24 protein-coding genes are annotated in these 26674 nt (G+C 48.4%); 5 read left to right on the forward strand and 19 right to left on the reverse strand.

Going from position 1 to position 26674, the window contains the following annotated elements:
- Both D8Y20_RS13665 and D8Y20_RS09420 read left to right on the forward strand, forming a co-directional pair.
- On the forward strand, positions 1-416 hold a 416-nt coding region (locus tag D8Y20_RS13665; protein WP_161957614.1), incomplete at its 5' end, for a hypothetical protein.
- 2 nt (positions 417-418) lie between these two features.
- Positions 419-1201 carry a hypothetical protein gene (locus tag D8Y20_RS09420; RefSeq protein ID WP_121543079.1) on the forward strand — a complete coding sequence of 261 codons (783 nt, stop codon included), beginning with the start codon at positions 419-421 and terminating at the stop codon, positions 1199-1201.
- Between the two features lie 101 nt (positions 1202-1302).
- On the opposite strand, the gene pgl is transcribed toward D8Y20_RS09420, so the two are convergent.
- From pgl to D8Y20_RS09505, 17 genes are all read right to left on the reverse strand, one after another.
- Positions 1303-1956, reverse strand: coding sequence for a 6-phosphogluconolactonase (gene pgl, locus D8Y20_RS09425; RefSeq protein ID WP_121543081.1), 654 nt, complete (start codon positions 1954-1956; stop codon positions 1303-1305).
- Positions 1949-3469: a glucose-6-phosphate dehydrogenase gene (gene zwf, locus D8Y20_RS09430; protein ID WP_121543083.1), complete on the reverse strand. Its 1521-nt coding sequence runs from the start codon at positions 3467-3469 to the stop codon at positions 1949-1951. The genes pgl and zwf overlap by 8 nt, the downstream gene beginning before the upstream one ends.
- Complete coding sequence (gene gnd / locus D8Y20_RS09435) at positions 3469-4395, reverse strand: phosphogluconate dehydrogenase (NAD(+)-dependent, decarboxylating) (protein ID WP_121543085.1); 927 nt, start codon at positions 4393-4395, stop codon at positions 3469-3471. Before gnd ends, zwf begins: the two co-directional genes overlap by 1 nt.
- 175 nt (positions 4396-4570) lie before the next feature.
- On the reverse strand, positions 4571-6262 hold the full coding sequence (locus D8Y20_RS09440; protein ID WP_121543087.1) for a sulfotransferase: 1692 nt from the start codon (positions 6260-6262) through the stop codon (positions 4571-4573).
- 72 nt (positions 6263-6334) lie between these two features.
- A complete protein-coding gene (pepN, locus tag D8Y20_RS09445; RefSeq protein ID WP_121543089.1) occupies positions 6335-8965 on the reverse strand; it encodes an aminopeptidase N in 2631 nt (876 codons plus the stop codon).
- 52 nt (positions 8966-9017) lie between these two features.
- A complete protein-coding gene (locus tag D8Y20_RS09450) occupies positions 9018-9440 on the reverse strand; it encodes a PaaI family thioesterase (protein ID WP_121543091.1) in 423 nt (140 codons plus the stop codon).
- A gap of 3 nt (positions 9441-9443) precedes the next feature.
- Positions 9444-10376 carry a methionyl-tRNA formyltransferase gene (fmt, locus tag D8Y20_RS09455; protein ID WP_121543093.1) on the reverse strand — a complete coding sequence of 311 codons (933 nt, stop codon included), beginning with the start codon at positions 10374-10376 and terminating at the stop codon, positions 9444-9446.
- A 56-nt stretch (positions 10377-10432) separates the two neighbouring features.
- Entirely contained in the window at positions 10433-10975 is a 543-nt protein-coding gene (def, locus tag D8Y20_RS09460; RefSeq protein WP_121543095.1) for a peptide deformylase, read from the reverse strand.
- The gene (locus D8Y20_RS09465) at positions 10975-11313 is read right to left on the reverse strand and encodes a phenylpyruvate tautomerase MIF-related protein (protein WP_121543097.1); all 339 of its coding nucleotides are present in this window, start codon (positions 11311-11313) and stop codon (positions 10975-10977) included. The genes def and D8Y20_RS09465 overlap by 1 nt, the downstream gene beginning before the upstream one ends.
- Positions 11313-11555, reverse strand: coding sequence for a hypothetical protein (locus tag D8Y20_RS13730; RefSeq protein ID WP_121543099.1), 243 nt, complete (start codon positions 11553-11555; stop codon positions 11313-11315). Before D8Y20_RS13730 ends, D8Y20_RS09465 begins: the two co-directional genes overlap by 1 nt.
- On the reverse strand, positions 11552-12229 hold the full coding sequence (gene rsxE / locus D8Y20_RS09475; protein WP_121543101.1) for an electron transport complex subunit RsxE: 678 nt from the start codon (positions 12227-12229) through the stop codon (positions 11552-11554). Before rsxE ends, D8Y20_RS13730 begins: the two co-directional genes overlap by 4 nt.
- A complete protein-coding gene (locus D8Y20_RS09480) occupies positions 12226-12852 on the reverse strand; it encodes an RnfABCDGE type electron transport complex subunit G (RefSeq protein ID WP_121543103.1) in 627 nt (208 codons plus the stop codon). Before D8Y20_RS09480 ends, rsxE begins: the two co-directional genes overlap by 4 nt.
- Entirely contained in the window at positions 12852-13946 is a 1095-nt protein-coding gene (locus tag D8Y20_RS09485) for an RnfABCDGE type electron transport complex subunit D (protein WP_121543105.1), read from the reverse strand. The genes D8Y20_RS09480 and D8Y20_RS09485 overlap by 1 nt, the downstream gene beginning before the upstream one ends.
- Positions 13946-15532, reverse strand: a complete 1587-nt coding sequence (gene rsxC, locus D8Y20_RS09490; RefSeq protein ID WP_121543107.1) for an electron transport complex subunit RsxC — start codon at positions 15530-15532, stop codon at positions 13946-13948. Before rsxC ends, D8Y20_RS09485 begins: the two co-directional genes overlap by 1 nt.
- Positions 15516-16100 carry an electron transport complex subunit RsxB gene (gene rsxB, locus D8Y20_RS09495; RefSeq protein WP_121543152.1) on the reverse strand — a complete coding sequence of 195 codons (585 nt, stop codon included), beginning with the start codon at positions 16098-16100 and terminating at the stop codon, positions 15516-15518. The genes rsxC and rsxB overlap by 17 nt, the downstream gene beginning before the upstream one ends.
- A gap of 21 nt (positions 16101-16121) precedes the next feature.
- Positions 16122-16703, reverse strand: a complete 582-nt coding sequence (rsxA, locus tag D8Y20_RS09500) for an electron transport complex subunit RsxA (protein ID WP_121543109.1) — start codon at positions 16701-16703, stop codon at positions 16122-16124.
- A 65-nt stretch (positions 16704-16768) separates the two neighbouring features.
- On the reverse strand, positions 16769-17536 hold the full coding sequence (locus tag D8Y20_RS09505) for a DUF547 domain-containing protein (RefSeq protein WP_121543111.1): 768 nt from the start codon (positions 17534-17536) through the stop codon (positions 16769-16771).
- 159 nt (positions 17537-17695) lie between these two features.
- Between D8Y20_RS09505 and D8Y20_RS09510 the strand changes: the two genes are divergently transcribed.
- Positions 17696-18421, forward strand: coding sequence for an SDR family NAD(P)-dependent oxidoreductase (locus D8Y20_RS09510; protein WP_121543113.1), 726 nt, complete (start codon positions 17696-17698; stop codon positions 18419-18421).
- A 210-nt stretch (positions 18422-18631) separates the two neighbouring features.
- Here D8Y20_RS09510 and D8Y20_RS09515 read toward each other — a convergent pair whose 3' ends face one another.
- A complete protein-coding gene (locus D8Y20_RS09515) occupies positions 18632-19747 on the reverse strand; it encodes an HDOD domain-containing protein (RefSeq protein WP_161957615.1) in 1116 nt (371 codons plus the stop codon).
- A 279-nt stretch (positions 19748-20026) separates the two neighbouring features.
- Here D8Y20_RS09515 and D8Y20_RS09520 point away from each other — a divergent pair, with 279 nt between their 5' ends.
- Complete coding sequence (locus D8Y20_RS09520; protein WP_121543117.1) at positions 20027-21742, forward strand: 2-oxoacid:acceptor oxidoreductase subunit alpha; 1716 nt, start codon at positions 20027-20029, stop codon at positions 21740-21742.
- Positions 21743-21751: 9 nt separating this feature from the next.
- On the forward strand, positions 21752-22609 hold the full coding sequence (locus D8Y20_RS09525) for a thiamine pyrophosphate-dependent enzyme (protein ID WP_121543119.1): 858 nt from the start codon (positions 21752-21754) through the stop codon (positions 22607-22609).
- Between the two features lie 256 nt (positions 22610-22865).
- Here the strand turns inward: D8Y20_RS09525 and D8Y20_RS09530 are convergent, their stop codons facing one another.
- Positions 22866-26357 carry an FAD-dependent oxidoreductase gene (locus D8Y20_RS09530; protein ID WP_201265604.1) on the reverse strand — a complete coding sequence of 1164 codons (3492 nt, stop codon included), beginning with the start codon at positions 26355-26357 and terminating at the stop codon, positions 22866-22868.
- Positions 26358-26674: the final 317 nt, after the last annotated feature.

Genomic DNA, 26674 nt, shown 5'->3' on the forward strand with positions numbered 1-26674 from the left:
TACAGGACCTGCTGGTGCGCAGCTGCATGGTGTATGCCTCTGTAGAGCTCACATCCACAGTGCAACGTGATTACCTTGCGCTTGATGCGTCCTTAGCGGGCATGGAGCAGCGCATGTCTTCATTGGGGCAATCGATGCAAGCCAGCAAACATGCCATGTCTGAATTTGCACAGGAGATGCGTGAACTCAAACAGGCTACGCGATTAAGTGAAGATGATGATGAAGTATTTAAAGCGATTGCTGTTCATCGTCATTACGCCAAAGTACTGCGTTATGAGTTAAGTCTTCAAAAACAGTTGGCGAATTTTAAACAGCGCTTGTTGATGGCGATGGGATTTCAGCCAAAGAATAATCAAGATCAGATCGATTCCATGAAGAACAATGCAAGCAAAACAGATCAAAAAACCGAGCTCTGATCATGCGCACGCGTAATAATCAGGAGACAGGATCGATTTACGAAGTCTTTTCAGATATGGCGTTGTTAATGCTCGCAGCATTTATCTTTATTCTGGCCATGATTTTGATGGTCTCGAAAATGCAGGGTAATGGCGATTCTGAACTGGACAAAGCAGCCATCGCTTCGCTTGAAGATTCACTGGCGAAGTCTAATGCGCGTAATGTTGAACTGATGCAGGAGATGAACACGCTGGTTGGTGCCGATAGTGAACAGCAGATGAATAAGGTGCTGGCATCGGCAGGATTTGGTGTTGGTCAGGGCCGCAAAGACTTTGAGTTGATGGTGCAGGGGTTACGTGCCTTGCCGGGTAAAGATCTGCATCTGGTCATTGATGCTACAGGATCGATGCATGGTGCTACCTCATTTTTGATTCCGATACTGCGCGTGATTGCAATCAGGTCGGGTAAGAAACTGGCTGCAGTAAGCTGGTATGCGGACAAGAAAACCAATACTGCAACAGGCTCCATGGGCGCAATGTTTGATCAACTGATGCAGGAGGCTCCCTTTAGCGGTAGTGATGAGACCATTGGTCATACCTTTGATGCGATTGCGCAAAACTCACCTACACCGGGTGCTTATTTGCTCATTGGTGATGAACCACCTACCGATACGGTACATTATCATACCATTCCAGCACCAGTATTTACCTTACCATTGGGTAGCAGTGATTCGAGCACCAAAGTGGCATATCAGAAAATCGCTGAAACATCCGGTGGCCGCATGCTAGAGCTAAGGTTCCATTAACAGAGTTTACGCAAGAGATGTCTGGAGGGTGAGGCAAACATCCTGTGGTGACATGCGTATGAATCATACGATCGCCCTCTTTTAGATAACAGTTGAGCTTCTTAAAGGGTGCTATGCCACTCACTATTGGCAATCATCACCGGAAACGATTCACCTAAACGTATTCGTTCAAACACATCGCGCTTTCCCTCACCTGTCACCATGATAATGCGTTCATGTGCAGCATGAAGCGTACTGTAACCCAGTGATACACGTTGAGGAGGTGGCTTTGGTGCATTGAATACAGGCACAACCGGACGCTCATCAGCGAGAGCGGGATTATCAGGAAAAAGGCTGCAGGTATGTCCATCCTCGCCCATGCCACATAATACCAGATCAAGGCAGGGGATAGCTGCCAATTCTTCAGCATACATGGTGGCGGCTTGATCAGGGCCAAGCTCAGCAGCTATGCGGTGGATGTGATGAGACGGGATGTTCACATAGTTTAATAGCGCTTGATCAGCCATCAGATCGTTTCGTTCTGCATCACCGACAGGCAGACAGCGTTCATCACCAAACCAGATATGGAGATTGTTCCAGGCGATATCAGCATCACGCAGCAAGGTATAACAGCAACGTGGCGTTGTTCCACCGGCCAGAGCCAGATGAAATACACCGCGAGCAGCAATGGCTGATGATGCAGCCTCTATGATGCGACCTGCTACAGCGTGCGCTACAGCATCGTTGTTTTCATGGTGGATGAGATTTTCAAGCATGCTTTGCACTCAAATTACGCCAATCGCCTTCACAATCATGCATAAGCTCCTGCATGCCATCGATGTCCATAGTACCTGCGGTATATGTTGAAATGGAGGCGTCTTCAGCAGCCCAGGCTTTCATAATCGGCTCAACAATGCGCCAAGACTCTTCCACTTCGTCAGCACGCGAGAACAGGCCCGCTTCACCAAGTAGTACATCATGAAATAGTGTTTCATAGGCTTCCGGCATACCTGAACCATCCATGCCATAACTTGCATCGAGTTGAACAGCACGTAAGTCGGTTGAGAGGCCTGGTTGTTTGGCTGTCATACTAAGTAGCATACCTTCATCAGGTTGCAGACGGAAAATCAGTTCGTTATTGAGTACATTGCCATCATGCAGGTCAAACAAGGTTTGTGGTGGTGCTTTGAAGCGAATACATATTTCTGACACGCGGTCAGGTAATGCTTTGCCGGTACGCAATAAAAATGGCACACCCTGCCAGCGCCAGTTATCAACATGGAATTTTACTGCTGCAAATGTTTCAGTATTGGAGTCGGCAGCAACACCTGCTTCATCACGATAGGCTGGAATATCCACACCACCGGCATTGCCTGCATCATATTGGGCACGCACCGCAATATTCTTGACCTGATCGACAGATATACGCCGGATAGCGCGTAATACTTTCATTTTTTCATCACGCACATCATCGGCATCCAATGTAAGTGGTGCTTCCATGGCTACCAAGGTTAAGACCTGTAAGAGATGACTTTGAATCATGTCTTTCAGGGCACCTGATGTTTCATAATAACCGGCGCGATAACCGATCCCCAGTGTTTCAGATACGGAAATTTGTACATGATCGATAAAGTTGCGGTTCCATAACGGCTCTAACACCGAATTGGCAAAGCGGAATACCATCAGGTTTTGCACCGACTCTTTGCCTAGATAATGATCAATACGATAGATCTGCGATTCATTAAAATAGTGCTGCAGGCTTTGATTCAGATCCTGAGCGCTCTGCAAATCCATGCCGAATGGTTTTTCAACCACGATGCGGCGAAAACCATCAGCTTCATCGGCTAAGCCGGCAGCTTTGAGGTTTTTAGCTACACACTCATACCAGGAAGGGGGAATTGCCAGATAGAACAGAGCATTCTTTTTTCCACCTTGCTCATGTAATGCTTCAGCTAGACGCTGATACATCTCAGGGTCAGCCAGATCACCATTAACCAGGTCAAGTTTGTGTGAAATACGCTGCCATGAACGTGGATTCAAAATCGCATCAGGGAAATACTGTAACAACTGGTCATGCACATAATTGATCCAGTGCGATTTGGTCCAGTTGTTACGTAAAGCACCGATGATCCGCGAATGCGGACCAAGCAGATTCCAGCGATGCATATGCGCCAGTGCAGGAAGCAATTTACGTTTACTCAGGTCACCGGATGCACCAAAGATTACGATGTTGGCAGGTTCAGCCTGCTCACTCCCTATAATGGAAGCAAATTTATCATCGCGCGCCATTAAGCGTCCGATTTATCTGCTGGCTTAATAGGGTGGCCTCCAAAACCGGCGCGTTGAGCATTTACGATTTTACCAGCAAACGCATCTTTTTGACGGCTACGGAAACGCATCTGCAAAGCCAGTGTCATGACAGGTGTTGGAATACCCAGATCAATGGCTTCATTGGCAGTCCAGCGTCCCTCACCGGAATCATCCATCCAGTCGGATAGAGAAGAGAGATCTCCATCCTGTTCAAGCGCATCACCGGTAAGATCGAGCAACCATGAACTTACCACTGAACCATGTTGCCAGACACGTGAAATCTGATGCATATCCAGGTCAAACTCTTCTTTGGCTTTCATCAATTCAAAGCCTTCGGCAAACGCCTGCATCATGCCGTATTCCATGCCGTTATGAACCATCTTCACAAAATGTCCGGAACCAATTGGTCCCATATGGCCCCAGCCCTGACCATCATTAGAAGCAAGTGTAGTCAACGCAGGTGCAATCAGATCAATAGCATTTTGTTCGCCGCCAATCATTAACGAATAACCGTTTTGCAGCCCCCATACACCGCCCGAGGTACCACAGTCGGCAAATAAGATACCTTTTTCAGCCAGCTCAGCACCACGGCGCTGTCCTTCTTTGTAGTTGGAGTTGCCACCATCAATAATCAGATCACCTGGTTCAAGACCTGCTTTCAATAGGTTTTCAATGCTCGCATCCACAAATTGATGCGGAACCATCACCCAGAGTACACGCGGGGAAGGGAGCTGTGCGATCACATCCTCTAAACTCTGCGCTGCACTGACAGCATCAAATTCCTGAGCCAGAGCTAAACCGGGTGCCGTATCGACATCATAAGCGACCACTTCATGTTCGCCCTGCATCAAACGTTTCACCATATTGCCGCCCATGCGACCTAAACCAATCATTGCCAACTTCATTGCTGACTCCTTTTATCACTACAATCATTCTTAAAAGCTCACCATAGTAAGCGGGCGACATCTTACTCTCTCTAGCCGTGAGAAACATCGTTAATCATCGCAGGGTAAATAATTACGATGCTATTACTGCTCCCAGAGAGGGCTAATGGTGGAGAGATATGCTTCCATGGCATGTTCAGGTTTGAAAATATTGATGAAGCGGTGCGAGCTGGTTCTCATAATGTTGCCAATGCGCTACGGATTTTTGATGCATGGGTTCTCGTACCTGAAGTACGCTTGCCGTGGATACTGGGCCTGTTCCTTGATGCGAATTCAGGCACGCATTAGACCATTCAAGGTTGCAGGCTTGCAATATTTTCCGCAGAACGGGTTCAGGCGTGCTTACAAGCTCTTCATACCCTACCTCAAGCATAACGCCTGCGGGCAGCACTGAACGCCAGTGTTGCATGATGCGTTGATAGCGTGCGTATTGGCGACCCAACTCATCAAGATCAAATGAGTAGTACACAGAAGAACTGAAATTTTCCCTGAACATGGAAAGGCAGGTCGCCATTGGTTCGCGTCGAATATGGATAATGCGTGCATGGGGTAGGGCTTTGGCAATGACTCCGGCATAGAGGTAGTTGATCAGTCCCTTATCAATGACGCGGCCAGCAGCGCTATATTCATCTGTTAAGCGGCGCTCATATTCATGACCGATAGCCAGTAATTCACTATTATTTAACGTACTAAGTAGCTCAATCAGTGTGTTATTGCGCACTTTATGATGGCGGCCAATCATTGATTGGGGAATAGCATCAGTCTCTCCGACTGTTTGAAGTGCCGGATGACGGGATAGTGCTTGCTCAAGCAGGGTAGAACCGCATCTAGGCATGCCAATAATAAATATGGGGGTAGCCTGACTGGCTTGCGTGGGTATGGCGTCATCGAAACATTCTTTGGGAAAGGCGGCGCTGGCAGCTATATGGAGAGACTCCTGTTCGTTTTCATCGTAATTTATAAAATGCCTTCGCCGCTGTTGGTTAGCTTTTCTCCAATAGTCAAAGGCTTGTTCATATTGGCCTGTCTTATCAGCAATATGTCCGAGTATAAATGCGGAGGATATGCGCTCATAGCTTCCCGGTTGAGATTGCGCGTAAATGCTTTTTAGTTTTGCGAAATGTGTATTTTCCGTATCTGTTGGGAAGTTTGAAAACAGTAGAAGAAGCGAATCAATATTATTCGGATTTAAGGCCAGTGCTTCATTCAAGCGTTTCATGGCTTCCTCTTTGTTGCCATGCTGAGATAAATTTATGGCCATATTGTAGAGAATTTCATCATTGTTCGGGGCTAGGGTATGTGCCTTCTCCATCAATGCCATGGAGGTTTCAGTGTTTATTAGATAGTTGTGAATATGGGCTAATTTTTGGATGATATCCACATCACGTGGGAAAAGTTGTGATGCTTTTTCATACATTTCAAGAGCGTGCCGAAGCTCTCCCATGAGCTCCAAGGCGGTAGCATAGCCAAATAGTGCTTCGTATGAGCGAGGAGATTGGGCCAATACTTGCTTATACAGTATGGCAGCATTCTCTTCCTGATTTCCCATTAGCATACTGCCGGCCAGATTGGTCTTGAATTCAAGTCGTTTAGGGGCAGCCTGGCTGGCACGGGTAAGCCAATCAATAGCCAAGGGAAAATCTGACTTTCTAATGGCGACCAGACCACGGACATACATGGTATCAGGAAAGTTTTTATATTCGTCATCGGCCCGGGAGCATAAGCTCTGTGCTGTTTCCAACTGACCTTGAGCGATTGCATTCATGGCTTGAGCAGAGAGAGCGGCCAGTCGGCGCTTTTTGTTATTGGATATTTTTTTGATCGCCATAGTTCACCTCTGATGAAAAAAATTTATACCATTAAATGTTTGGAAATATTATCCCGATAATAGCTCTGCCGATCAGTCTAGGCTTTTCGTGACGATCTCGAACACATCACCAGAGATGCCTGAACTATCGGCAATGCGTTGCAGCTGATTGCGCATCAATGCACTGCGTTTATGCTCCAGGCGTTTCCATGGCATCAGTGCGCGTACCATGCGCGAGGCCACCTGGGGGTTCAGTTTGTCCAAAGCCAAGACCTGTTCGGCGATAAACGCATAACCACTACCATCTTCAGCATGGAAGCCGGCCGGGTTGCGCATAGCGAAGCTGCCAATCAGAGCTCGCACCTTGTTCGGATTATGCAGGTCGAACTTATCATGTGTCATGAGTGATTTTACCTGCGCTAATGTGTTTGGCAATGCGGATGAGGCTTGCACGGAAAACCACTTATCCATGACATTGGCATCATCAGTCCAACGCTCTTCAAAGCTGGAAAGGGCAGCTTCCCGTTCCGGGCAATCACAATCAACCAGAGCAGAGAGGGCGGCATATTGATCGGTCATATTTGAGCTTTCAGTAAACTGTTGATGCATTAGTGAAATGGTTGATGCATCGTTCAATGTCGAGAGATATGACAGGCATACATTCTTGAGTTTACGCTGCTGCATGGCCGTATCACTCAGTTCGTCTGATGCCTGAGAGAGTGCGTGATACAGGCGCTCGAATTCACCGCGCAGGTTCGTGGCAATGAAGTGACGTAAGCTTTCACGTGTTACATGAATCTGGCCGGGGTCAGCAGGCGTGCTAGCTTCGGCAATATCTGACTCTGAAGGTAACATCAGTGCTTCAGCTTTAAGGGCCGGATCAAGACTTTCATCTTGCAGCAGATGGCGGAAGGCTGTTGTTATACGGGTATCCGGTGTGGTCTTATGATCCAGCATGGCTTGCATGCTGCTCATGGCTAGCCGTTGTGCTGCCGCCCAGCGATTAAATGCATCGCTATCGTGCTGCATCAAAAAGGCATCGTCATCGGCACTGTATGGGTAGTCGAGTTGAATGGGAGCCGAGAAGCCGCGTAGCAGCGATGGCAAGGGCTTTTCTGTTACGTTAACAAACCGGAATGATTGCTCGGCTTCAGTGATGATGAGTGTGCGTTCAGTGGATGCTGCTGTTTGTTCATCTGCTAGTTGTAAGGCCTGTTCTGAGCCGTCGGGCAGCAGCAGTGCCATGGTTAATGGAATCAGGTAGGGCTGCTTGTCATGCTGGCCGGGGCTATCCGTACAGTGTTGTGAGCAGTGTAGGGAACAGATTTGTTGCTGCCGATCATATTCCAACCGCACAGTCAGTGTCGGTGTGCCTGCCTGATCATACCAACGCTGCATTTGTGCAAGATCAGCTATATTAGTATCAGCATTGGCATCATGCATAGCAGCAAGGAAATCTTCAGTAGTGACAGCCTGACCATCATGGCGCTCAAAATAGAGATCCATGCCCGCTCTGAAGCCTTCAACGCCCAATAGACTCTGATACAGACGTACCACTTCCGCGCCTTTTTCATAGACGGTGACGGTATAGAAATTATTGATCTCCATATAAGAGGCAGGGCGAATCGGGTGTGCCATGGGGCTAGCGTCTTCGGCAAACTGATGGGTGCGCAAGAGGCGCACATCTTCAATGCGTTTGACGGCTCTTGAGTGCATATCGGCGGTGAATTCCTGATCTCTGAATACGGTCAATCCCTCTTTCAGGCTGAGCTGGAACCAGTCGCGGCAGGTGACACGATTGCCAGTCCAATTATGGAAATATTCATGGCCAATAACCGCCTCAATAGCGATATAATCATTGTCGGTAGCTGATTCCGGGCTGGCAAAGACAAGGCGTGAGTTGAATACATTCAGCCCCTTATTTTCCATTGCTCCCATATTAAAATCATCAACGGCTACGATCATGAACAGATCAAGATCGTATTCGAGCCCGAAACGTTGCTCATCCCAGCGCATGGCCCGTTTTAATGAGGCCATGGCGTGGCCGCATTGATCAATATGATGCGCTTCGGTGAAAATACGCAGGGTGACAGCGCGATTTGAGGCGGTGGTAAAAGAGTCTTCAAAACAGGAGAGATCACCTGCAACGAGGGCAAATAGGTAACAGGGTTTGGCAAACGGATCATGCCATTCGGCCCAGTGCAGATTGTTTTCCAGTCTTCCCTGACCGGTTGGGTTGCCATTGGAGAGCAGTACAGGATTGGTTGTTTTGTCAGCAATGATGGTGACTTTAAAGGGGGCCATTACATCGGGGCGATCCTGATAATAGGTGATGCGGCGGAATCCCTGCGCTTCACATTGGCTGCAATAATTACCACCGGAGCGATACAGGCCTTCAAGTGCTGTGTTCTCCTGCGGGTTGATGCGGGTGGTGATCTCCAGTTCAAATGTATCAGGGGTGTTGGCGATGTTCAGGCCTTGTGCATGCAGATGATAGTCATGTTGATCCAGCGCAAGACCATTCAGTTTGATACCGAGTAGATCCATATCATGACCATCGAGCTTTAACTCTGTTGCAGTGCTGACTTCAGGATTGCGGCGATATTGAACTGTGGAGACAACCTCTGTGGTTGTGGGTTGCAGGGTGAATGTGAGGCAGACCTGATCCACCAGATAGGCTGGTGCAAGATAGTCTTTCAGATATATGGTTTGTCTGTGGGTCATCATTCATCCTTGGGGTTACAGTGTTGTGTGTTATGCGTGTTGCAGTGATGCTTTATTGCTTGGGTACTTGTAACCACCAATCAATTTCAGCCGTGGCAATGATTTTATCTTCACACATGACATTGACGGGGATTTTGAAAATGGTTCTGCTGCGTCGCTTCAATATATCGATACACGTTTGCAGAGCGGCTGGATCTACGATTGCTTTTGCCCTGCATTCTTGCATGGCTGGTCGTTTATATTGAATGGAAGCCTTTTTAACCAGCACAGTAGATTGTGGGAACAGGGGCAGTAGGTTCAGAATAAGGTAATGACCACTGGCAGCTTCGGCTAAAGCATGAATCACCGAAGCATGCAGGCTGCCTACATGATTAAGCAGACATGGCTGCTGTTTGAGAAAAACTTCGTCGCCATCCCCGCTAGCATCAATTTGTAGATCAATATGCTGATTAAATGGAAGTTCGGTGATTTGCATGGCTTAAGCTAGCAAGTCGCCAGCTTTTAACTGCGCTCCTCTGAGGAAGTCTGTTGCCGGCATCGCCTTTTTGCCCTCGGGTTGTAGTTCCTTGATGCGATAGACAGAGCCTTCAGCGCAGGCGATATCCAAACCTTCAATGTTGCTTACTACTGACCCTACTGGAGCCTTGTGTTGGCCGGGGAGTGTTTCACCAGCAATCAACTTTAACCATTTACCATTGTATCGGCTGCGTACTCCAGGGCGTGGAGAGAAGCAGCGTACCAGGCGGTCAATCTCTGCGGCCGGCTTTGACCAGTCGATGATACGTTCTTCATTGGTGATTTTCTTTGCGTAAGTAATGCCTTCGGCCAATTGAGCTTGTGGTTGCAGGCCAGCCGCGATTTTCGGTAAGGTTTCAATCAGCAGTTGAGCACCCATGGGTGAAAGATTGAACCACAGTTCAGAACCGGTGGTTTGGCTTGTGATCGGCAGGTTCTGTTGCGCATAAATACCACCGGTATCGAGCCCTTCTTCCATCTGCATGATGCATACACCTGTTTCACCGTCACCAGCCAACAGCGATCGTTCGATAGGAGCAGCACCACGCCAGCGTGGTAATAACGAAGCATGTACATTGATTGGTGCGATAGATACCGCATGCAACCATTCAACCGGGAGGATCATGCCAAAAGCGACGACAATCAGCATATCTGCCTGTTTTTCCTGCAGCCATAGCAATGCTTCATCATTATCGCGTAGTTTTTCTGGTGTAATGACATCAATGCCGGCATCCAGTGCCGCCTGTTTTACTGCTGAAGGGGTGAGCTTCATACCGCGTCCGGATTTACGATCCGGTTGTGAAACCACGCCAACTACATCTATGTTATCGGCTTTTATTAAAGCGGTCAGACAGGGAACAGAAAAGCCGGGGGTGCCGGCAAATACTACGCGCATAATATCTCCATGATGTATTGATTAGACGGGTGGTGTTGCCTCAACATAAGAGCTGTTTATTCTTTAAATAGTTTTTTCATTTTTTTGGTGATCATTCTGCGTTTGAGAGGGGAGATGTGATCGATGAACAGTTTTCCGATCAGGTGATCGAATTCGTGTTGCAGGGCAACGGCTTGAAAGTCTTCAAAATCTTGTTCGTGTTCCTGGCCATCCATATCAAACCAGCGCAGACGTACTGCGGAAGGGCGTGTTACATCGGCATAGGTTTCAGGAATCGAGAGGCAGCCCTCTTCCCAGGTGGCTGACTCATCGCTATACCATGTGAATTCAGGGTTGATCCATACCTTTAGCTCACGGCGCCCACCGTCTTGATCGGCATCGTGACGCACTTCATCACTGCGCCAGAGTGTGTCGGTGACAGCAATTTGTAAGGACACACCAATTTGCGGAGCCGCCAGGCCAACGCCCGGTGCGTCGTACATGGTGTCGGCCATGTCTTCGATAATGGTTTTAACCTCGTCAGAGAGAGGGAACGACACAGGTTTGGCGATCTCACGCAGGCGATCATCCGGGTGAATGAGAATTTTCTGAACAGCCATTAAAATGTACCACCATTGAAACCAAACATAGCGCGCTCCGGTGCTGCAAACTCAATATAAATACGAGCGCTATCGATTCCTGTTTCTGCTTCAATCATATTGCATAATGTTGCAGATAGATCAGGTGTTTGTGCAGTGCTCAGGCCTAGGCTTTTAAGTTCTAAAAATGCCAATGGTGCATCAGACCCGGCAAATACCATGGCTTTGTTATCGGAGAGTTCAACCATGACATAGGACTCAGGTTTACCTAGTGCATTTGCCACTGCTGCTGAAGCGCGACGTAGGAAAGCAGCTTTATCCGCTACTTTGATGTTGGTGTGTATCAATAAACAGGGCATTAATGAATATCCTTAGCAGGGGGAATGTGATCTTTCGCTGTTTCTTCTGTTGCTGGAGTGGATGCAACAGAAGATTCGGCAGTTTCGGCTTGTTGTTGGGCATACAGTTCCAAATTGCGTTTGGCCTGCTCTTCGCGCAAAGCATTTTTTTGCACGCGCATGTCTTTGGTAGCATAAAAACCAGCCCACCAGAGCAGCACAAACAATATTGCAATCACTGACCAGAATATAAATCCACTCATGAGCTTACCTCCACGGCAGCAATATCGGCGGCCAGTGCTGCCAGTGCAATATTGGCTGCATGGGCACGTTCATCTGATCGCTGCTGCATGCGTGCATTGAATATATTCACGCCAGCCAGAATGAACCCCAGAGCAATAAAAGCGCCCGGCGGCAGAATGAACATCAATACATCAGGATAAGATGCGCCAAAGACTGAAAAGCCAAACAGTTCACCCTGACCCAGTAACTCGCGCACGCCACCAAGTAGCAATAGCGCGAAGGTGAAACCGGTACCGATGGCAAGCGCATCTACCAGGGAATCAATGACTGAATTTTTACTGGCAAAGGCTTCAGCACGGCCAAGGATGGCGCAGTTCACTACAATCAATGGAATAAATAGGCCGAGTACCAGGTACATCTCATGCATCCATGCATTCATGGCCATTTCAACTACGGTTACTAAAGCCGCAATAATGGTGATGTATGCCGGGATGCGTACGTTTTTGGGGATGATGCCACGAACCAGAGAGACCACTAGATTGGATCCGATCAGCACAATAACCGTAGCTGCACCCATCCAGAAACCGTTCTCAGCTGATGTTGTAACACCAAGCAGGGGGCACATGCCGAGCAGTTGGGCGAACACAGTATTATTATGCCAAAAGCCATCGGCAAAGATCTCTGATTTATTCAATGCAAGCCTCCTTTTGTGGTGTTGTTGGCCGGTATTTGCGCAAGCATCACACGCTCAAGAATAAGGTCATGATGTACGTGGAAAAACTCCAAAGCACCTTTAACAGCTTTTACTACTGCTCTTGGCGTAATGGTAGCGCCGGTAAATTGATCGAAATCACCACCGTCCTTTTTTACTTTCCATATTCTGCTGTCGAGTCCATGACCGGTAAAGCTATCTAGCCAGTGGTTGTTTTTGACGATACCGTCACCAAGTCCGGGTGTTTCACGGTGATAGATAATGCGAATGGCTTGCACCGAAGCATCAGGGCGCAAACCGACCAGAATGCGAATAGAGCCAGAATAACCATCCGGTGCGGTCACTTCCCAAGCCAAACCAGTGAGTTGACCATTCGCCTTTTTGGCTGGATAGATGGTGGTATCGTTGACGGTAACTTTTTCCGTTTGAGGATCGTTAGCATGCAGAGGCAGTACCTGCTGTAGAGCGTTGTGTAGTGCTGCTTTTTGTGCGTTGGCGATAGGTTCACGGGTGAACATATTGGTGAGCCCGGTAACTGCAGCAGCAATCACTGCCACCACAAACAGGGCGATAACCATACGGATCTGGTCTCTGTCGATTTTCATCAGCTTTTACCCATGTCCTGATCATCCACATGATGGCCATAGACGCGAGGCCGGAAATAGTGGTCAATCAATGGAACCGCGCAGTTCATCAATAAAACAGAGAACATGGCCCCTTCCGGATAACCACCGAAACTACGAATGCTCCACGTTATCACACCACATCCGACACCGAATACAATTTGTCCGACAGGGGTGACCGGAGATGAAACCGGGTCGGTAGCCATGAAAAAGGCACACAGGATCAGACCACCGGCAAACAGATGGAACATCGGCGTGGCAAACTGATCAGGAGCGACCTGATTAAAGATTGCAGCCAGCAATAGCACCGTGCCGATATATGCAAACGGGATATGCCAGGTGATGGAGTGGCGTGCCAACAGAAAGATACCACCAATGAACAGTGCCAGGGCACTGGTCTCACCAATACTGCCAGCTTCAAAACCAAGGAAGGCGTCGAGATAGCTGTAATCATAGGCTTTCAGGGCATCAGCGATAGGTACACCGAGTGTGGCTTCGGTTTTAATGTGCCCTAATGGCGAGGCCATGGTGATAGCATCAAGCGAGAGGTGGCTGCTGCTCAGCAATGCATTGGTACCATGGAAAAAGATTGTCGCACAGGTAGAGAAGTCAAATAGATTCAGGGTGGGGTCTGCAGATGACATCGGCATGATCCAGGTGGTCATGCTTAAGGGGAAAGAGATCAGCAGAATCACGCGTGCAGAAAGTGCCGGATTAAAGATATTGTGGCCCAGTCCACCATAAACCTGTTTACCGAGTACAATGGCAAATACACTGCCCAACACAGCCATCCACCATGGTGTAGTGGCAGGTAAGGTGAGTGCCAGAAACAGACCGGTCAGGGCGGCCGAATTATCCAGCAGTGTAGAGAGTGGACGTTTCATCATTTTCAGACAAACGGCTTCAGTCAGCAGCGCACTGAGCATGCAGCTAACGATTAACAGGAAGGCCAGCCAGCCGAACAGATAGATACTGACGGCAGCAGCAGGCAACAGTGCCAGCACAACGGTGAACATCATCATGCGAATGGAATCGCCACCATGGGCGTGTGGGGAACTGAGCATAATCAGAGACATTAGCTCTTCTCCTCGGGGATTGGTTTGGTATCCGGGCGTGTAGTGGAAGCAGTATCTGTGGAGGCGACTGCTTCGGTCGTTGGTTCAGCGGCCGGTTTTGGTGCATGGGTTTTGCGTACGCGTGAACGGCGGGCTGCTTTTTCGGCATTTTCCCGTTCGATGCGCGTATCGCGACCTTCGGAACGCTGCCGCGATGCTTCTGCAAAGACCTGTTCACGCCGCGCCAGCGAAATCTGCCCTTTGCCATAACGGAAATAGTGCACCAGCGGAATGTTTGATGGGCAGACATACGAGCAGGCTCCGCATTCGATACAATCAAACAGTTGATAATCTTCAGCTTTTTCAAGTTGATCACTGCGGCATAAATCAGCCAGTAGATTGGGTACCAGTGAGGCCGGGCATGCTTCACTGCAGTGGCCACAGCGAATGCATGGATTTTCAACCGTGTGGGCGGCATTGATGGCTTGCTGGCTTAAAGCCAGAATACCACTGGTGGATTTGACCACAGGAATATCCGGGTGGCGCAGGCGTTCGCCCATCATCGGGCCACCATGCACTACCTGAATATTACTGAAATCTTCCAGCCCCTGACGTGCAAATAGCGAACGGATGGGGGTGCCGATCCGGGCATTCAGGTTTGCTGGTCTGGGTAGCGCATCACCACTAATGGTAACAATACGCTCTGTTAGCGTTTGACCCAGTATCACCGCATCACGTAAGGCTTTGGTGGTGCCTACATTCTGGCACAATACGCCAATATGCATGGGTAGTTTTCCAGCCGGTACTTCACGTCCAGTAAGGGTGTAGATCAACTGTTTTTCGCTGCCTTGCGGGTAGCGTGTTGGTAGCACCTCTATGTGCACACCATCCATGCCATCTTTATTGGTCAGGGCTTCCTGCATCGCTTCGGCCGCATCGGTTTTATTATCTTCAATGGCAATAATGCCGGCGCTACTGCCGACCATGTGCATGATGATTGCCATACCATCAAGAATCTCTGAGGCCTGTTCTACCATCAGACGATGATCAGTGGTCAGATAGGGTTCGCATTCGATGCCGTTAAGGATCACTGTTTCAATGGGGAAGCGCCTGTCCTGCACGAGCTTGATAAAGGTGGGAAAGACCGCGCCGCCCAATCCAGCCAGTCCACACATGCGGGCGCGTTCACGTAAGATCGTCGGATCAACATTGCGCCAGTCTGTGATCGGCTCAAGCGATTCATCGCGCCTGTCATCACCATCTGCTTCAATAAAAATGGATGGCATACCCATGCCGGATGGATGGGCAATGGCGTGTTCTTCAATTTTGACAATACGACCAGAGGTCGAGGCGTGCACCGGCACAGAGAGATAGCCTTCTGATTTGGCTATCTTTTGACCACGCAACACCTTGTCACCAATCTTCACCATAGATGTGCAGGGCACGCCAATATGCTGTTTCATGGGTAAAATAAGCACAGGCGAAATGCCGGCATCTTCAATAGGGGCGGCTGCCGACAACTTATGCATGTCCGGATGAATGCCACCGGGAAATGTGTGTGCCATCAGTCCTAATTTCTGGGCTAGTGTTCTAAGCATGGCCGGCATGTTGTTCCCGCCTTTCGTGACCCAGTTGCGAACGTTTGGTGTCTGGCAATGGCCAGGCCCAATGTTCAATGAGTTCAGGTTTTACCAGCATATCGATGCAATCTACCGGGCACGGTTCCACACAAAGTGTGCAGCCAGTGCAGTGATCCGCGATAATAGTATGGTATTGTTTGGGTGCACCGATAATGGCATCTACAGGGCAGGCTTTGATGCATAGCGTGCAACCGATGCATTCATCTTCACGCACAAATGCGAGCATTGGTGCGCTGGCTTCTTGTTCCAGTTCCTTGGGTTCTACACCCATCAGATCGGCAATCTGCAGCATGGTGCGCTCACCACCTGGCACGCAGTGGTTCACTTCTGCCTCTCCACTGGCTACAGCCGTAGCATACGGTTTACAGCCCGGATATCCGCACTGACCACACTGGGTTTGTGGCAGCAGGGCATCGACATTGTCGATCATCGGGTCGCCTTCAATATGAAATATTTTTTGCGCAATAGCCAGCACAATACCTGCACAAAATGCAAAAGCGCCGAGGCTGGCCAGGGCGTAAATCAGGCCGTTCATGGATTCCATTAGCATCGGTTGTTAAACTTTGACTAGGCCGGAGAAGCCCATAAATGCCAGACTCATCATACCCGCAGTGATCAAGGCTAACGGTGAGCCCTTAAATGCAGTCGGTACAGGAGAGACATCAATACGTTCACGAATACCGGCAAACAGAATCAGTACCAAGGCAAAACCAATGGCTGCACCGCCACCGTAGAGTGCTGAGGTTAAAAAGGTCTGTTTCTGTTGTACATTGAGAATCGCTACACCGAGCACGGCACAGTTGGTGGTGATCAACGGTAAGAATATGCCTAATGCCTGATATAGAACCGGGCTGGTTTTATGAATCATCATTTCAATGAGCTGCACCAGCGATGCAATAATAAGGATAAAGAAAATAGTTTGTAGATACTGTAAATCCAGCGGAATCAGTACATATTGTTGCACCAGCCACGATGCAGTTGAGGCCAAAGTCATCACAAACATGACGGCGAAGGACATGCCAATAGCGGTTTCCACTTTGCTGGAAGTACCTAAAAATGGACAAATTCCAAGGAATTTAGTCAATACATAGTTGTTCACCAGCACCGCGGAAAGCAAAATTAAAGCGAATTCAGTCATGGTGCGGGAGTATAGGGCGCTCTCTTATCATCGTACACTGCTGAAAACCCACACTTTTTTGTTTGTTAGAGAGTTTTCACTGATGATTGTCCATTTAGTGCCCAGTTGTAATCCAGATATGAGCCAGCTTTTGAATCAGACGCAATATCTTCACGGTATGTTCGTATAAAAGAAATCACACCACCGCGCGTTTTGAAGTCACCTTCAAACCAGTCAAATATTTTTGATGTATGTATGCTGTTGCCTTGTACGCGAACACCCTTGTCGGGATGATTGATAAATGCTTGTGCTTGTTGATCAAGTTGATTGTTTAAGTCAGCGGCCGTGTAGGCTGAGTTTTTCAGATCGGGACAGCTCACAGAAGCGCAGACAATGGCAAAGTGAATGCGTGGCTCTCCCATGGGACGCAAAATCTGATGTTCAATTTGATACAGAGTACGCATCTTTCCTGCCACTATGGCAGCGGGTTTTTTCCACACGGGTGAGAATAGTCCGCCGGCATCACGAATCGAATCCAGCGGCCAATGATCGAGCACGACTTGGATTGCCAGAATATTGTAGGCATTGATCCAGAAGGCGAGTTTTTCTTTGTCTGAGACGAGCAATGTCACATCAAATGTTGCCAGCTGATTTAACACCTTTGGCCAGCGTGGATCACGGGCCATGTTTTGATAATCGACAAGATTTAATGCGATGTTCTGTTTGTTGCCCGGGCCAACATGCGCCTGTAACAGTTGTGTGTAAGTTGACCAGTCAGGCTCAGCGGCAAGCGCTTGAGTCGGTAGTAGAAGGAAAATTCCAATGCATAGTTTGAGTAGGGTATGTTTTATCATGAGCTAGCAGTCGAAGTATCGTGCGGAAGCTTACAATTTAATGGCCATTGTAAAATAAACGCCGGATTGACAGGCATGCAATGAAACAAAAACAGCCGCAGAGCCAGGGTTGGATTTTATATGAACTGTCCCTAAGATGCCGCAGGTCGGAGGGACAATATGTCTAAAGCATTTAAAGATCGTATTATTATGGTGACAGGTGCATCTGATGGCATTGGTTCCCATGTTGCCGCAGCCCTTGGGGCCGCCGGAGCATCTGTTATCGCTACTGGCCGCAATGAAGATGGTTTGCAGGAAACACTTGAACGTATTGAAGAGCTTGGTGGTCGCTGCCTCTGTGTTCCCTTTGATCTGACCGATTTCGAAAGCTATGGTAAATTGTTCCTGAGTTTGAAAGATCAGATTCCGCATCTTGATGGTCTGGTGCATTGTGCAGCATCGATTGATCGCTGTACTCCGATGCAATATATCAAAACTGAAGCTTTCAGGGAGTCGCTTGATATCAACCTGACGGCTCCGAACATGCTCACTCAGATGATGTTGCCATTGTTAAAGAGAGCCGAATCCGCCTCTGTTATTTTCACCAGCTGCGATATGGTTGACGAAGATCAGACCAACTGGCATGCCTACGGTATGGCGAAGCGGGCTTTGGCCTATGCCGCCGCCATGTGGCAAAGTGAACATGAGGATAAACCGTATCGTTTCAATACATTGAACCCGGGTAAGGTGCGCACCGCCTTATTCAAACGTACTTATGGTGGTATGCACCCTAAAGAGGTGCCCGCTCCGGGTAGCGTTGTGCCTGCATATCTTTACCTGCTATCAGATGCGTCAAAAGAGCTGCGTGGTCAGAGCTTGCACGCGCGTGATCTGATCAAAAAATAGATTATCTGGATTATTGTTTGCCTGCATTCATATGATTTTAGTACCCTGTCGGATAAACAGGAATCGAAGTAGTGAGCAAGGTAGGCAAGCGCGTTAAAAAGTAGTTTGGGCTTTCGGAGCATGGTGAACTCTCTGCTGGTAATGAAGATGTTCTGGACTTCTATCCAAATCGTATGGCTGATGTTGACATCGGTGCTGTCAAAAGTGTCACTATTCTGATGATAGAGCGTAAATATCTGGAAAGTTTAATTGGATACGTTTCACTTGATGCTCTAACTGCGTTAGCAGGGAGGTGCTCTCCAGAGGCAATTCAAGTTCATTTTTTATAAATAGATCTGGCCTTCCGATAAAGCTAAGCTGATCCTGTTGCCATATGCCTCTGTGATTTGAAATGGTATCATCATGATTAGCCAGACAGTGTTGTAAAATCATATGGGCTAAATTGAGCATCATCATAGGGTGCTGAAGGTTATCCGGTATATCATCTAAGGGCAGATGGGATGCATGATGGTGGTGGGCGATAAAATGTTGTATCTGATTGGGTAATTTCCAGCGTAGTGCCAGCATCATGCCTGCATCAATGTGGGTGTAGCCGAGATGTTGATATTCGGCCTCAAGCGCAGGTAAACCCTTTATTATACTTGCCATGAGTTCATTGAGAACGCTCTGCTTCTCGATATGTAAAATAACCAGCTTCCCAATGTCGTGTAACATACCGATCAGGCTGGCTTCATTGTGAGAGATTTTACTACAAGGTTCGGCAAGTGATCGCATTAACATGGACATAGCCTGGCTGTGCATCCAGATGTGATGGGACTGTAACTTCTTCTCAGCACTGGCATCAGCCAGTTGGGGGGCCAGCGTGTGAAAAATGATATGACTGGTTTCATCCAGTCCCAAGCGGGTGACGGCTAGAGGTATGTTGCTAATGCTGGCACTGGTTGAAGTAGTATAGGCCGCTGAATTGCATGTCTGCAGCACTTTCGCTGTAAGGATGGGATCATCGGCAATAATAATACCCAGATCATGGGCTGATGCATCCGGTTGCTGCAGTGCACGTTGAATCCTATGCCACGTTTCAGGCATCGGGGGAATGGTATTGACATGGTGGCGAAGTCTGCCAAGCACTTCGGTATCCAGGCAGGGGGGATGATTGAGATCGTAACTCATCTTTGCGGCTGCGCAGGCATTTAGGTTCAGTAATGCTGCAATTGTCAAACCGGTATCTTCAACAGGCCGTTCATGGCAGGGAGTGTGGTGTATTTGAGAGGGTTTACTTTGTGGTGCATCTGCATGGCCGGAAAACAGTTTATTCAACAGGGACATGTTGGCCTCCAGGGTATTCTTTGCAGCGTCAGATGGTGTGAAAGTGTTATGTTTAAACATGTACTTTTTTATGCCAGCGAGTAGTGGGAATAGGCAGCAAATTCAGTGCCACTTTGATAATTTTTCCTTATAGAGAGGCAATGCGTCAAATCTACGAAATAATAGGAACTGTTCAGGGTATAGAAGAGAGGATCGATTACGTTTTTTGCTGCAAACGAATTATATTTGACGTAGTGTTATCATAGCTTCGAACTTGGTAGAGGGAGAGCGATAGACGATATGTCAAAGCATGACCTGATTTTTCGCATTGCCGGAGACGGAGGAGAGGGTGTTATCTCCTGCGGAGACCTTATTGCCGCAGCCTGTGCGCGTGCAGGCTTTGGAATATTCACATTCAAAACATTTCCTGCTGAGGTGCGTGGTGGATATGCGATGTATCAGGTGCGTAGCGGCAGTGAAGCATTGCATAATCAGGGTGATGGCTTCGATATATTCTGTGCGCTGAATAGTGAAGCCTATGAGATCAATAAAGTTCATTTGTCGCCCGGCACTGCTTTTGTCTATGACGATACCTTTTCTCCGGATGTTCCAGAAGGAGTGAGCGCCTTCCCCATTCCAATGACACAGCTATCCAGGCAGCTCGGTTTCAAAAAAGCCAAAAATATGGTGGCGCTCGGAGCATTGTCCCGGCTGTTTAATATTGCGGCTAACCATTTGAAAGAGCTGCTGGTCGATAGGTTTGGAAACAAGGGTGAGAAGGTTGTGCAGGCTAATCTCGAGGCTTTTGATCAAGGCTATGGGTATGCAGCTGCCTTTGAACTGAGGCAGGATTTACAATTACCCGCAGCTGGAAAAGCGACGGATGTTATTATGCTGTCGGGAAATGAGGCGATTGGTCTGGGTGCACTGATTGCAGGGCTGGATTTCTATTCGGCTTATCCCATCACCCCAGCCACTGAGGTTGCCAAATATCTTGCCCTGCATCTGCCGAAGAGAGGTGGGACAATGATTCAGGCTGAAGATGAAATTGCATCGATTTCGCAGGTGGTTGGAGCCTCATTCGGAGGAAAAAAGGCCATGACTGCCACCAGTGGCCCCGGCCTGTCACTGATGAGCGAGATGTTGGGTTTTGCCTTCATGAGTGAGACACCGGCAGTGGTGGTGGATGTACAACGTGGAGGCCCATCTACGGGGCTTCCGACCAAACATGAGCAGTCCGATCTGCTGGCTGCTGTGTATGGCAGTCACGGTGATGCAATACGTATTGTGCTGTCGGTTGAGAATGTGGCGGATTGTATTCATATCACCGTGGATGCTCTCAATCTTGCTCAGACCTATCAGAGTCCTGTGATTTTGCTCTCAGACAGTTCGTTAGCTTTTTCGACTCAGACTGTCGCTGTACCTGATCTTGATGCGATTGAAGTGGTCGAACGAAAACGCTGGACGGGTGAGGGTGAATATCAACGCTATGAGATGACCGGAGATTGTATCTCTCCAATGGCTGATCCCGGGACGCCCTGTGCGATGCATATCGCGACGGGATTGGAACACAAACAGGATGGCCGGGCTGCATTTACACCGGATAATCATCAGGCGATGTCTGCCAAACGTTTTGATAAACTGAAATCGTTACCTTTACTTTATAAAGCGGCAGAAGTGGATGCTGATGGTGATGCAGATACGGAGGCAGATATTGGTGTAATTGCCTGGGGTAGCACGATCGGTGTGGTGCGCGAGGCCATTGCACGCCTTAGAACTGAAGGCATCAGCGTGAAGGGTTTGTACCCTAAATTGATCTGGCCGATGCAGGTTGAGCAATACGAAGCGTTTGCTGAGGGTTGCGGCCAGATTCTCGTTGCTGAAGTGAATCAGCAGGGGCAGTTGGCCCATCTGATCAGAGCAGAAACTTCTCTGCATCCCGTCTCTTATACCTTATGCGGAGGATTGCCGTTCTCCCCTGACATGATCGCAAGCAGAGTCAGGGAGCTGTTATGAGGGTTTATTATGCGTGAACGGATGAAGCCTAAAGATTATAAATCAGGCATCCCGCCGGTCTGGTGCGCGGGCTGTGGCAATTATGGCGCACTTTCGGCTATCTATCGTGCCCTGGCCGCATTACAGATTGATCCCGCCAACCTGGTCAATGTATCAGGCATTGGTTGTTCTTCTCGCATGCCTTATTTTCTTAAAGCTTATAAAATGCATACCCTGCATGGGCGGGCGGGGCCTATCGCGACGGGTTTGCAACTGGCGCGCCCTGATTTGAAGGTACTGGTAACCGGCGGTGATGGCGATGGGTTCTCTATTGGTGGTGGGCACATGCCGCATTTGGGGCGCAGCAATGTAAACCTGACTTATGTGCTGATGGATAATCATATCTATGGTCTGACCAAGGGGCAGTTTTCCCCCACATCCAGACGTGAGATGAAAAGTTATACCACGCCCTATGGTGGTATTGAGGAACCAATGCGCCCGCTGTTATATATGCTTACTTACGGGGCTAGTTATGTTGCACAGGCTTATGCCGGTAATGCCATCATGAGTGCTGAACTGATCAAAGGTGGTTTAGAGCACCAGGGCATGGCGTATATCCATCTGCTTAGTCAGTGCCCGACCTTCAATAAGATGGATACTGCTGATTATTTCAAGAGTATCATTAAAGAGATTCCGGCCTCACACGATACGAGTGATTTGCGCAAGGCCATGCGTCTGATCTATAAATTTAAGGATAAAGAACCGGTAGGCTTGCTCTATCAAACCCGTCGGCCGACACTGGATGAGTGCATGGCCGGTCTGGTTGAGCAGGCTGGTGGTTCAAAAGAGTACGATATCCATAAAATCATTGACCTTGCACGGCCATAGGTTTGATGGATCCCAAAGGCAAGCGCATTAAAATTTAAAAGCATTTACCGCAGTCCCCCAGGGGAGTTTCTCTTGTGTAAACACATTCACCTTTAGGACGCAGAGTGCGCAGAGAAACCCGGTATAATAATGAACAAAATGCTAACCAGAGAGTAATATATGAGGATTGCATCCGCTTTGCTTTTACTCTGCGTCCTCTGCGCCTCCGCGGTGAACGGTTTTATCTGCTTTAATGCGATTGCTCTGACAAGATACGTTACTGGCGCAAACCAAGCTGACGCAGAGAGCGGTCAATCCATTGTCTGGTCAGTTTTTCCTGTACGGATTGTTGCCCAAGACGTTGCATTAAGGCTTGGAAATCCACCTCGTCAAGCAACTGATCCTGATTAAAGCAGGAGAACACTACACCATTCTCTTTACCCGTTTTGGCGTCTTTGTGCGGTTGCAGGCATTGGCCACAGATCTTTTTCATCATACACTGCATCGGTGAGTTGATCGACCCAATGCCGATATGATCCGGTTTTAGATAGGGCTTGAGCAGACCATGGCGAGCATCGGAAATTACACGCATCAGTCCTGCTGAGCCAATAACAATGATGCGATCAATGCTATCCAATGGCATCTCCGTTTCTCCCAATTCACCTTTGCCGTAAGCCTCCAGCGCTTCCAGCATATTGCCGGTAAATGTTATATCCTGTTCTCTACCCGGTTCAAAGCCGGGAAATTCATCACAAACCCAGACAATCTGATCAGATGCCGCTTCAATTTCCGGCACTTTAAAGCGGTCAATCAGATGTTTGTAACCGGCAAAGTAGAGTACCTTGGAGCCAGACTTTTTAAACGCACTGCCAATCGAGAAGAGCACTGCATTGCCAAGACCACCTCCGATTAAGAGCACATTTTCATTGCTTGTAATTTCACTGGGGCAGCCTGTTGGTCCCATCAGCACAACCGGTTCACCCGGTTCAAGATGGGCACACAGGTCAGATGAGCCTCCCATCTCCAGCAGGATCAGCGAAATCAGTCCTTCCTCCACATCCACTTCTGCACCGGTAAGCGCCACGCCTTCCATGGCCAGCACAGTGCCATCTACGCGCCTGGCGTTGACCTCATAATTTTGCAGACGATAGAACTGGCCGGGTTGAAAGTTCCGTGCGGCCCTTGGTGCGCGCACAATCACTTCCACAATGTTCGGGGTCATGCGATGCACTGCATGCACGTGTGCCTGCAGTTCATGGTTTAATAGTTCCATGATCTCGCTTGCCAAGGCAGGGGTAGGAGCTCTTTTTTTCAACATGCGATTGATACTTGTATAACCCTGCGTTGCACTGGCCATGGCTTTGACCACATTGCCGGCGAAAGAGGGGTGCAGATCACCGAAGAAGCTGATGGCGCGATTATCCTGCCGGATATGGGTGAACATCTGAGCTTGTTCAGGCTTTGCACTGCGCTCTGGTGTTACGGGTTGCCCATTATGATCGACGGCCTGAAAATATTTGCCGTCCATATTAAATTGATCGGGATATTCCTGCGCCAGGACAGTGTTCGGTTTGGTACCTGCAGCCACGAGGATGGATCGCGCTGGCAGACATACAGATTCATTTGACGTTTCCAGTTTGCCATCTTCATTGAGGTGGGTACGCTGTAATATGATCGCTTTGCTATGGCCGTATTGATCGATATCAATTGACGTTGGAGAGAGCAGTTCGCAGAAACGGATGCCTTCCTGCATGGCTTTGTTAATCTCTTCGTGATTCAGGATATAACTTGGTGCATCAATCAAGCGCCTGCGATAGGCAATGGTTGAACCACCCCAGCTATTGAGCAGTTTCAGTATATCCGGTTCACGTGCTTCAGCCGATGCTTTTTGATGCTCGGAGCGGATGGCACGAGCATGCTCCAGATATTCATCGGCAATGATGCGTTCTTCTTCTCCCCAAGCTGCACGTACATGTTTTTCAGAGGACTCTGATACCAGCGTTTCGTAGCGGCTAAGAAATTTCTCTACCTGTACAGGGTAGTAGGCCAGAGCCTCAGTTGCGGTATCAATGGCAGTTAGCCCGCCGCCGATTACAACAATGGGTAGCCTGATTTGCAGATTGGCAATCGAACTGGCCTTGGCTGCACCTGTTAGCTGCAGCGCCATCAGAAAATCAGATGCCTGACGCACGCCGCGTGCCATGCCATTGGGAATAGAGATGACCGTCGGTGCACCGGCACCCAGACATAAGGCGATATGATCAAAGCCCATATCAAAGGCTTCATCAAACGTGATTGTGCTGCCGAGGCGTACGCCGCCGTACATGGCAAACTGATCGCGGCGCTCCAGCAAAAGCCGAATGATTTTGAGATAATTCTTATCCCAGCGTACGGTGATGCCGTATTCTGTAACGCCACCAAAACCAGCCATGATGCGGTCATCCAGTGATTCATTGAGGTCGGAGATGTTTCGTATGGGTTTAAAGTTGATGCGTTGTTCTGCTTTTCTGCTACCTGCTATTTCAACAGGTAAGGGCTCAATTTTCAGGCCGTCAACGGCAACAATTCCATGGCCTTCATTCATCAAATGATGGGCCAAGGTGAAACCGGCAGGACCAAGACCGGCAATAAGCACTTTATAACCGGATGCCGCTTTTGGCAGGGGGCGCCTCAAATTCAACGGATTCCAGCGCGTTAACAGGCTATAGATTTCAAAGCCCCAAGGCAGATTCAATACCTCTTTGAGCATACGTGATTCAATATGAGGAATATTCACCGGCTCCTGTTTTTGATAGATGCAGGATTTGATACAGTCATTGCATATACGGTGACCGGTGGCAGCTACGATGGGGTTATCGACACATGCCATAGCCAGTGCCCCCAGACTTTGTCCGTTTGATGCGAGCAGATTCATCTCAGAAATTTTTTCCTGTAAAGGACATCCGGCCAAAGGCACATCAAAAGGACTATTTTTAAATTGATCGCTTTTTTTGTCTTTCAGACCTGTGGAACAGGAGTCCCGGCCCTGCTTGTGACACCAGATACAATAATTAGACTGATCAAGGGCTTTGTTCAGATCCGCTCCGTGATCGGTGAGTTTAAATCCTTCACGTAAACGCAGTGTTTCATCTAGCCCTTGCATGGTATCCGTCGCATTGATTTCTGAATGTTGAACGGGAACCAAGTCTAGAGGGTTCACTGATTTTGCCGGCTTAAATAACACTCCATCGCGATGTTCTTTTTGTCCTGTTGAGCTTTGAACAGCCCAGCGGGCATATGCAGCTGCTTTATTCAGTGCTTTTGTATTGTTGTCTTTATCCGGCAGCCAGCCCATGACATGCGTGGCAAAAGCCAGCTCAGTAAATGTCTCGGCAAACATGGCGCTGAGTTCATCGGCAATCTGGGCTGCTTGCTTATCATCAATGATATCGTCATCGGTCTGTTTGTTCAGGCGCTGTACGAACTGTTTTTTGCACTGATATAGTGGAGACAATTGTCGTTGTTTCTCAGCCATTTGTTTGATGTCGCTATCAATATTAAACAGTGCTGCGATAAAGGTCTCAAGCTGTGGAGCCAGTTCAATCAACAGGGCAGATTCACTTTTCTTATCAAGAGAAGAAGGATTGGATCGGGCGGCAAAGAAACGATTCGCAAGATCTGAATGTTGAGTCTTAAGCAGCTCGATAAACAGCGCATCAATACGGTTCAAGCCTTTGCTATGATACAGGTCCATAAAATCCAGATCGTGTTTCAGATGCAGTTCATGCAAATCAGCCTCCCGAAGTGTCCGCGTTCAGCATAGAATAATCTTTTTCTCATCCAAATTACAGTAGGTGAACAACGCCAAACGTAATCGCTTTTTTGAAATGTGATGCTATTGATGCATGGAGTGGTAAATATTGTTGAATGCATCATGTTTTATCACATGTGCGTTGCTGAGAGGGGGGGGCTGATCAGTCACATTGGCTTCTGTATAATTGTGGTCGCTAGATGGATGTGATCAGGCCATACTGCGCGGATTATTGATAAGCTTGAATGACCACCTTGGTATATCCCAATATGTCTTGCTCAATAATTAAGCGAGGA

This window comes from Mariprofundus sp. EBB-1 (genome assembly GCF_003665155.1).
GTDB lineage: Bacteria > Pseudomonadota > Zetaproteobacteria > Mariprofundales > Mariprofundaceae > Mariprofundus.

Bases quoted from the DNA above. Each gene is read 5' to 3' on its own strand.
- D8Y20_RS09450 (WP_121543091.1), bottom strand. From the start codon at position 9,440: ATGCAAATCACCGAACTTCCATTTAATCAGCATATTGATCTACAAATT.
- D8Y20_RS09480 (WP_121543103.1), bottom strand. From the start codon at position 12,852: ATGAAAATCGACAGAGACCAGATCCGTATGGTTATCGCCCTGTTTGTG.
- rsxA (WP_121543109.1), bottom strand. From the start codon at position 16,703: ATGACTGAATTCGCTTTAATTTTGCTTTCCGCGGTGCTGGTGAACAAC.
- D8Y20_RS09525 (WP_121543119.1), top strand. From the start codon at position 21,752: ATGCGTGAACGGATGAAGCCTAAAGATTATAAATCAGGCATCCCGCCG.
- pepN (WP_121543089.1), bottom strand. From the start codon at position 8,965: ATGACCCACAGACAAACCATATATCTGAAAGACTATCTTGCACCAGCC.
- rsxB (WP_121543152.1), bottom strand. From the start codon at position 16,100: ATGAACGGCCTGATTTACGCCCTGGCCAGCCTCGGCGCTTTTGCATTT.
- gnd (WP_121543085.1), bottom strand. From the start codon at position 4,395: ATGAAGTTGGCAATGATTGGTTTAGGTCGCATGGGCGGCAATATGGTG.
- D8Y20_RS09515 (WP_161957615.1), bottom strand. From the start codon at position 19,747: ATGTCCCTGTTGAATAAACTGTTTTCCGGCCATGCAGATGCACCACAA.
- D8Y20_RS09485 (WP_121543105.1), bottom strand. From the start codon at position 13,946: ATGTCTCTGATTATGCTCAGTTCCCCACACGCCCATGGTGGCGATTCC.
- D8Y20_RS13730 (WP_121543099.1), bottom strand. From the start codon at position 11,555: ATGAGTGGATTTATATTCTGGTCAGTGATTGCAATATTGTTTGTGCTG.
- D8Y20_RS09520 (WP_121543117.1), top strand. From the start codon at position 20,027: ATGTCAAAGCATGACCTGATTTTTCGCATTGCCGGAGACGGAGGAGAG.
- D8Y20_RS09420 (WP_121543079.1), top strand. From the start codon at position 419: ATGCGCACGCGTAATAATCAGGAGACAGGATCGATTTACGAAGTCTTT.
- rsxC (WP_121543107.1), bottom strand. From the start codon at position 15,532: ATGCCGGCCATGCTTAGAACACTAGCCCAGAAATTAGGACTGATGGCA.
- pgl (WP_121543081.1), bottom strand. From the start codon at position 1,956: ATGCTTGAAAATCTCATCCACCATGAAAACAACGATGCTGTAGCGCAC.
- fmt (WP_121543093.1), bottom strand. From the start codon at position 10,376: ATGCGCGTAGTATTTGCCGGCACCCCCGGCTTTTCTGTTCCCTGTCTG.
- D8Y20_RS09440 (WP_121543087.1), bottom strand. From the start codon at position 6,262: ATGGCGATCAAAAAAATATCCAATAACAAAAAGCGCCGACTGGCCGCT.
- def (WP_121543095.1), bottom strand. From the start codon at position 10,975: ATGGCTGTTCAGAAAATTCTCATTCACCCGGATGATCGCCTGCGTGAG.
- D8Y20_RS09465 (WP_121543097.1), bottom strand. From the start codon at position 11,313: ATGCCCTGTTTATTGATACACACCAACATCAAAGTAGCGGATAAAGCT.
- zwf (WP_121543083.1), bottom strand. From the start codon at position 3,469: ATGGCGCGCGATGATAAATTTGCTTCCATTATAGGGAGTGAGCAGGCT.
- D8Y20_RS09510 (WP_121543113.1), top strand. From the start codon at position 17,696: ATGTCTAAAGCATTTAAAGATCGTATTATTATGGTGACAGGTGCATCT.
- D8Y20_RS09505 (WP_121543111.1), bottom strand. From the start codon at position 17,536: ATGATAAAACATACCCTACTCAAACTATGCATTGGAATTTTCCTTCTA.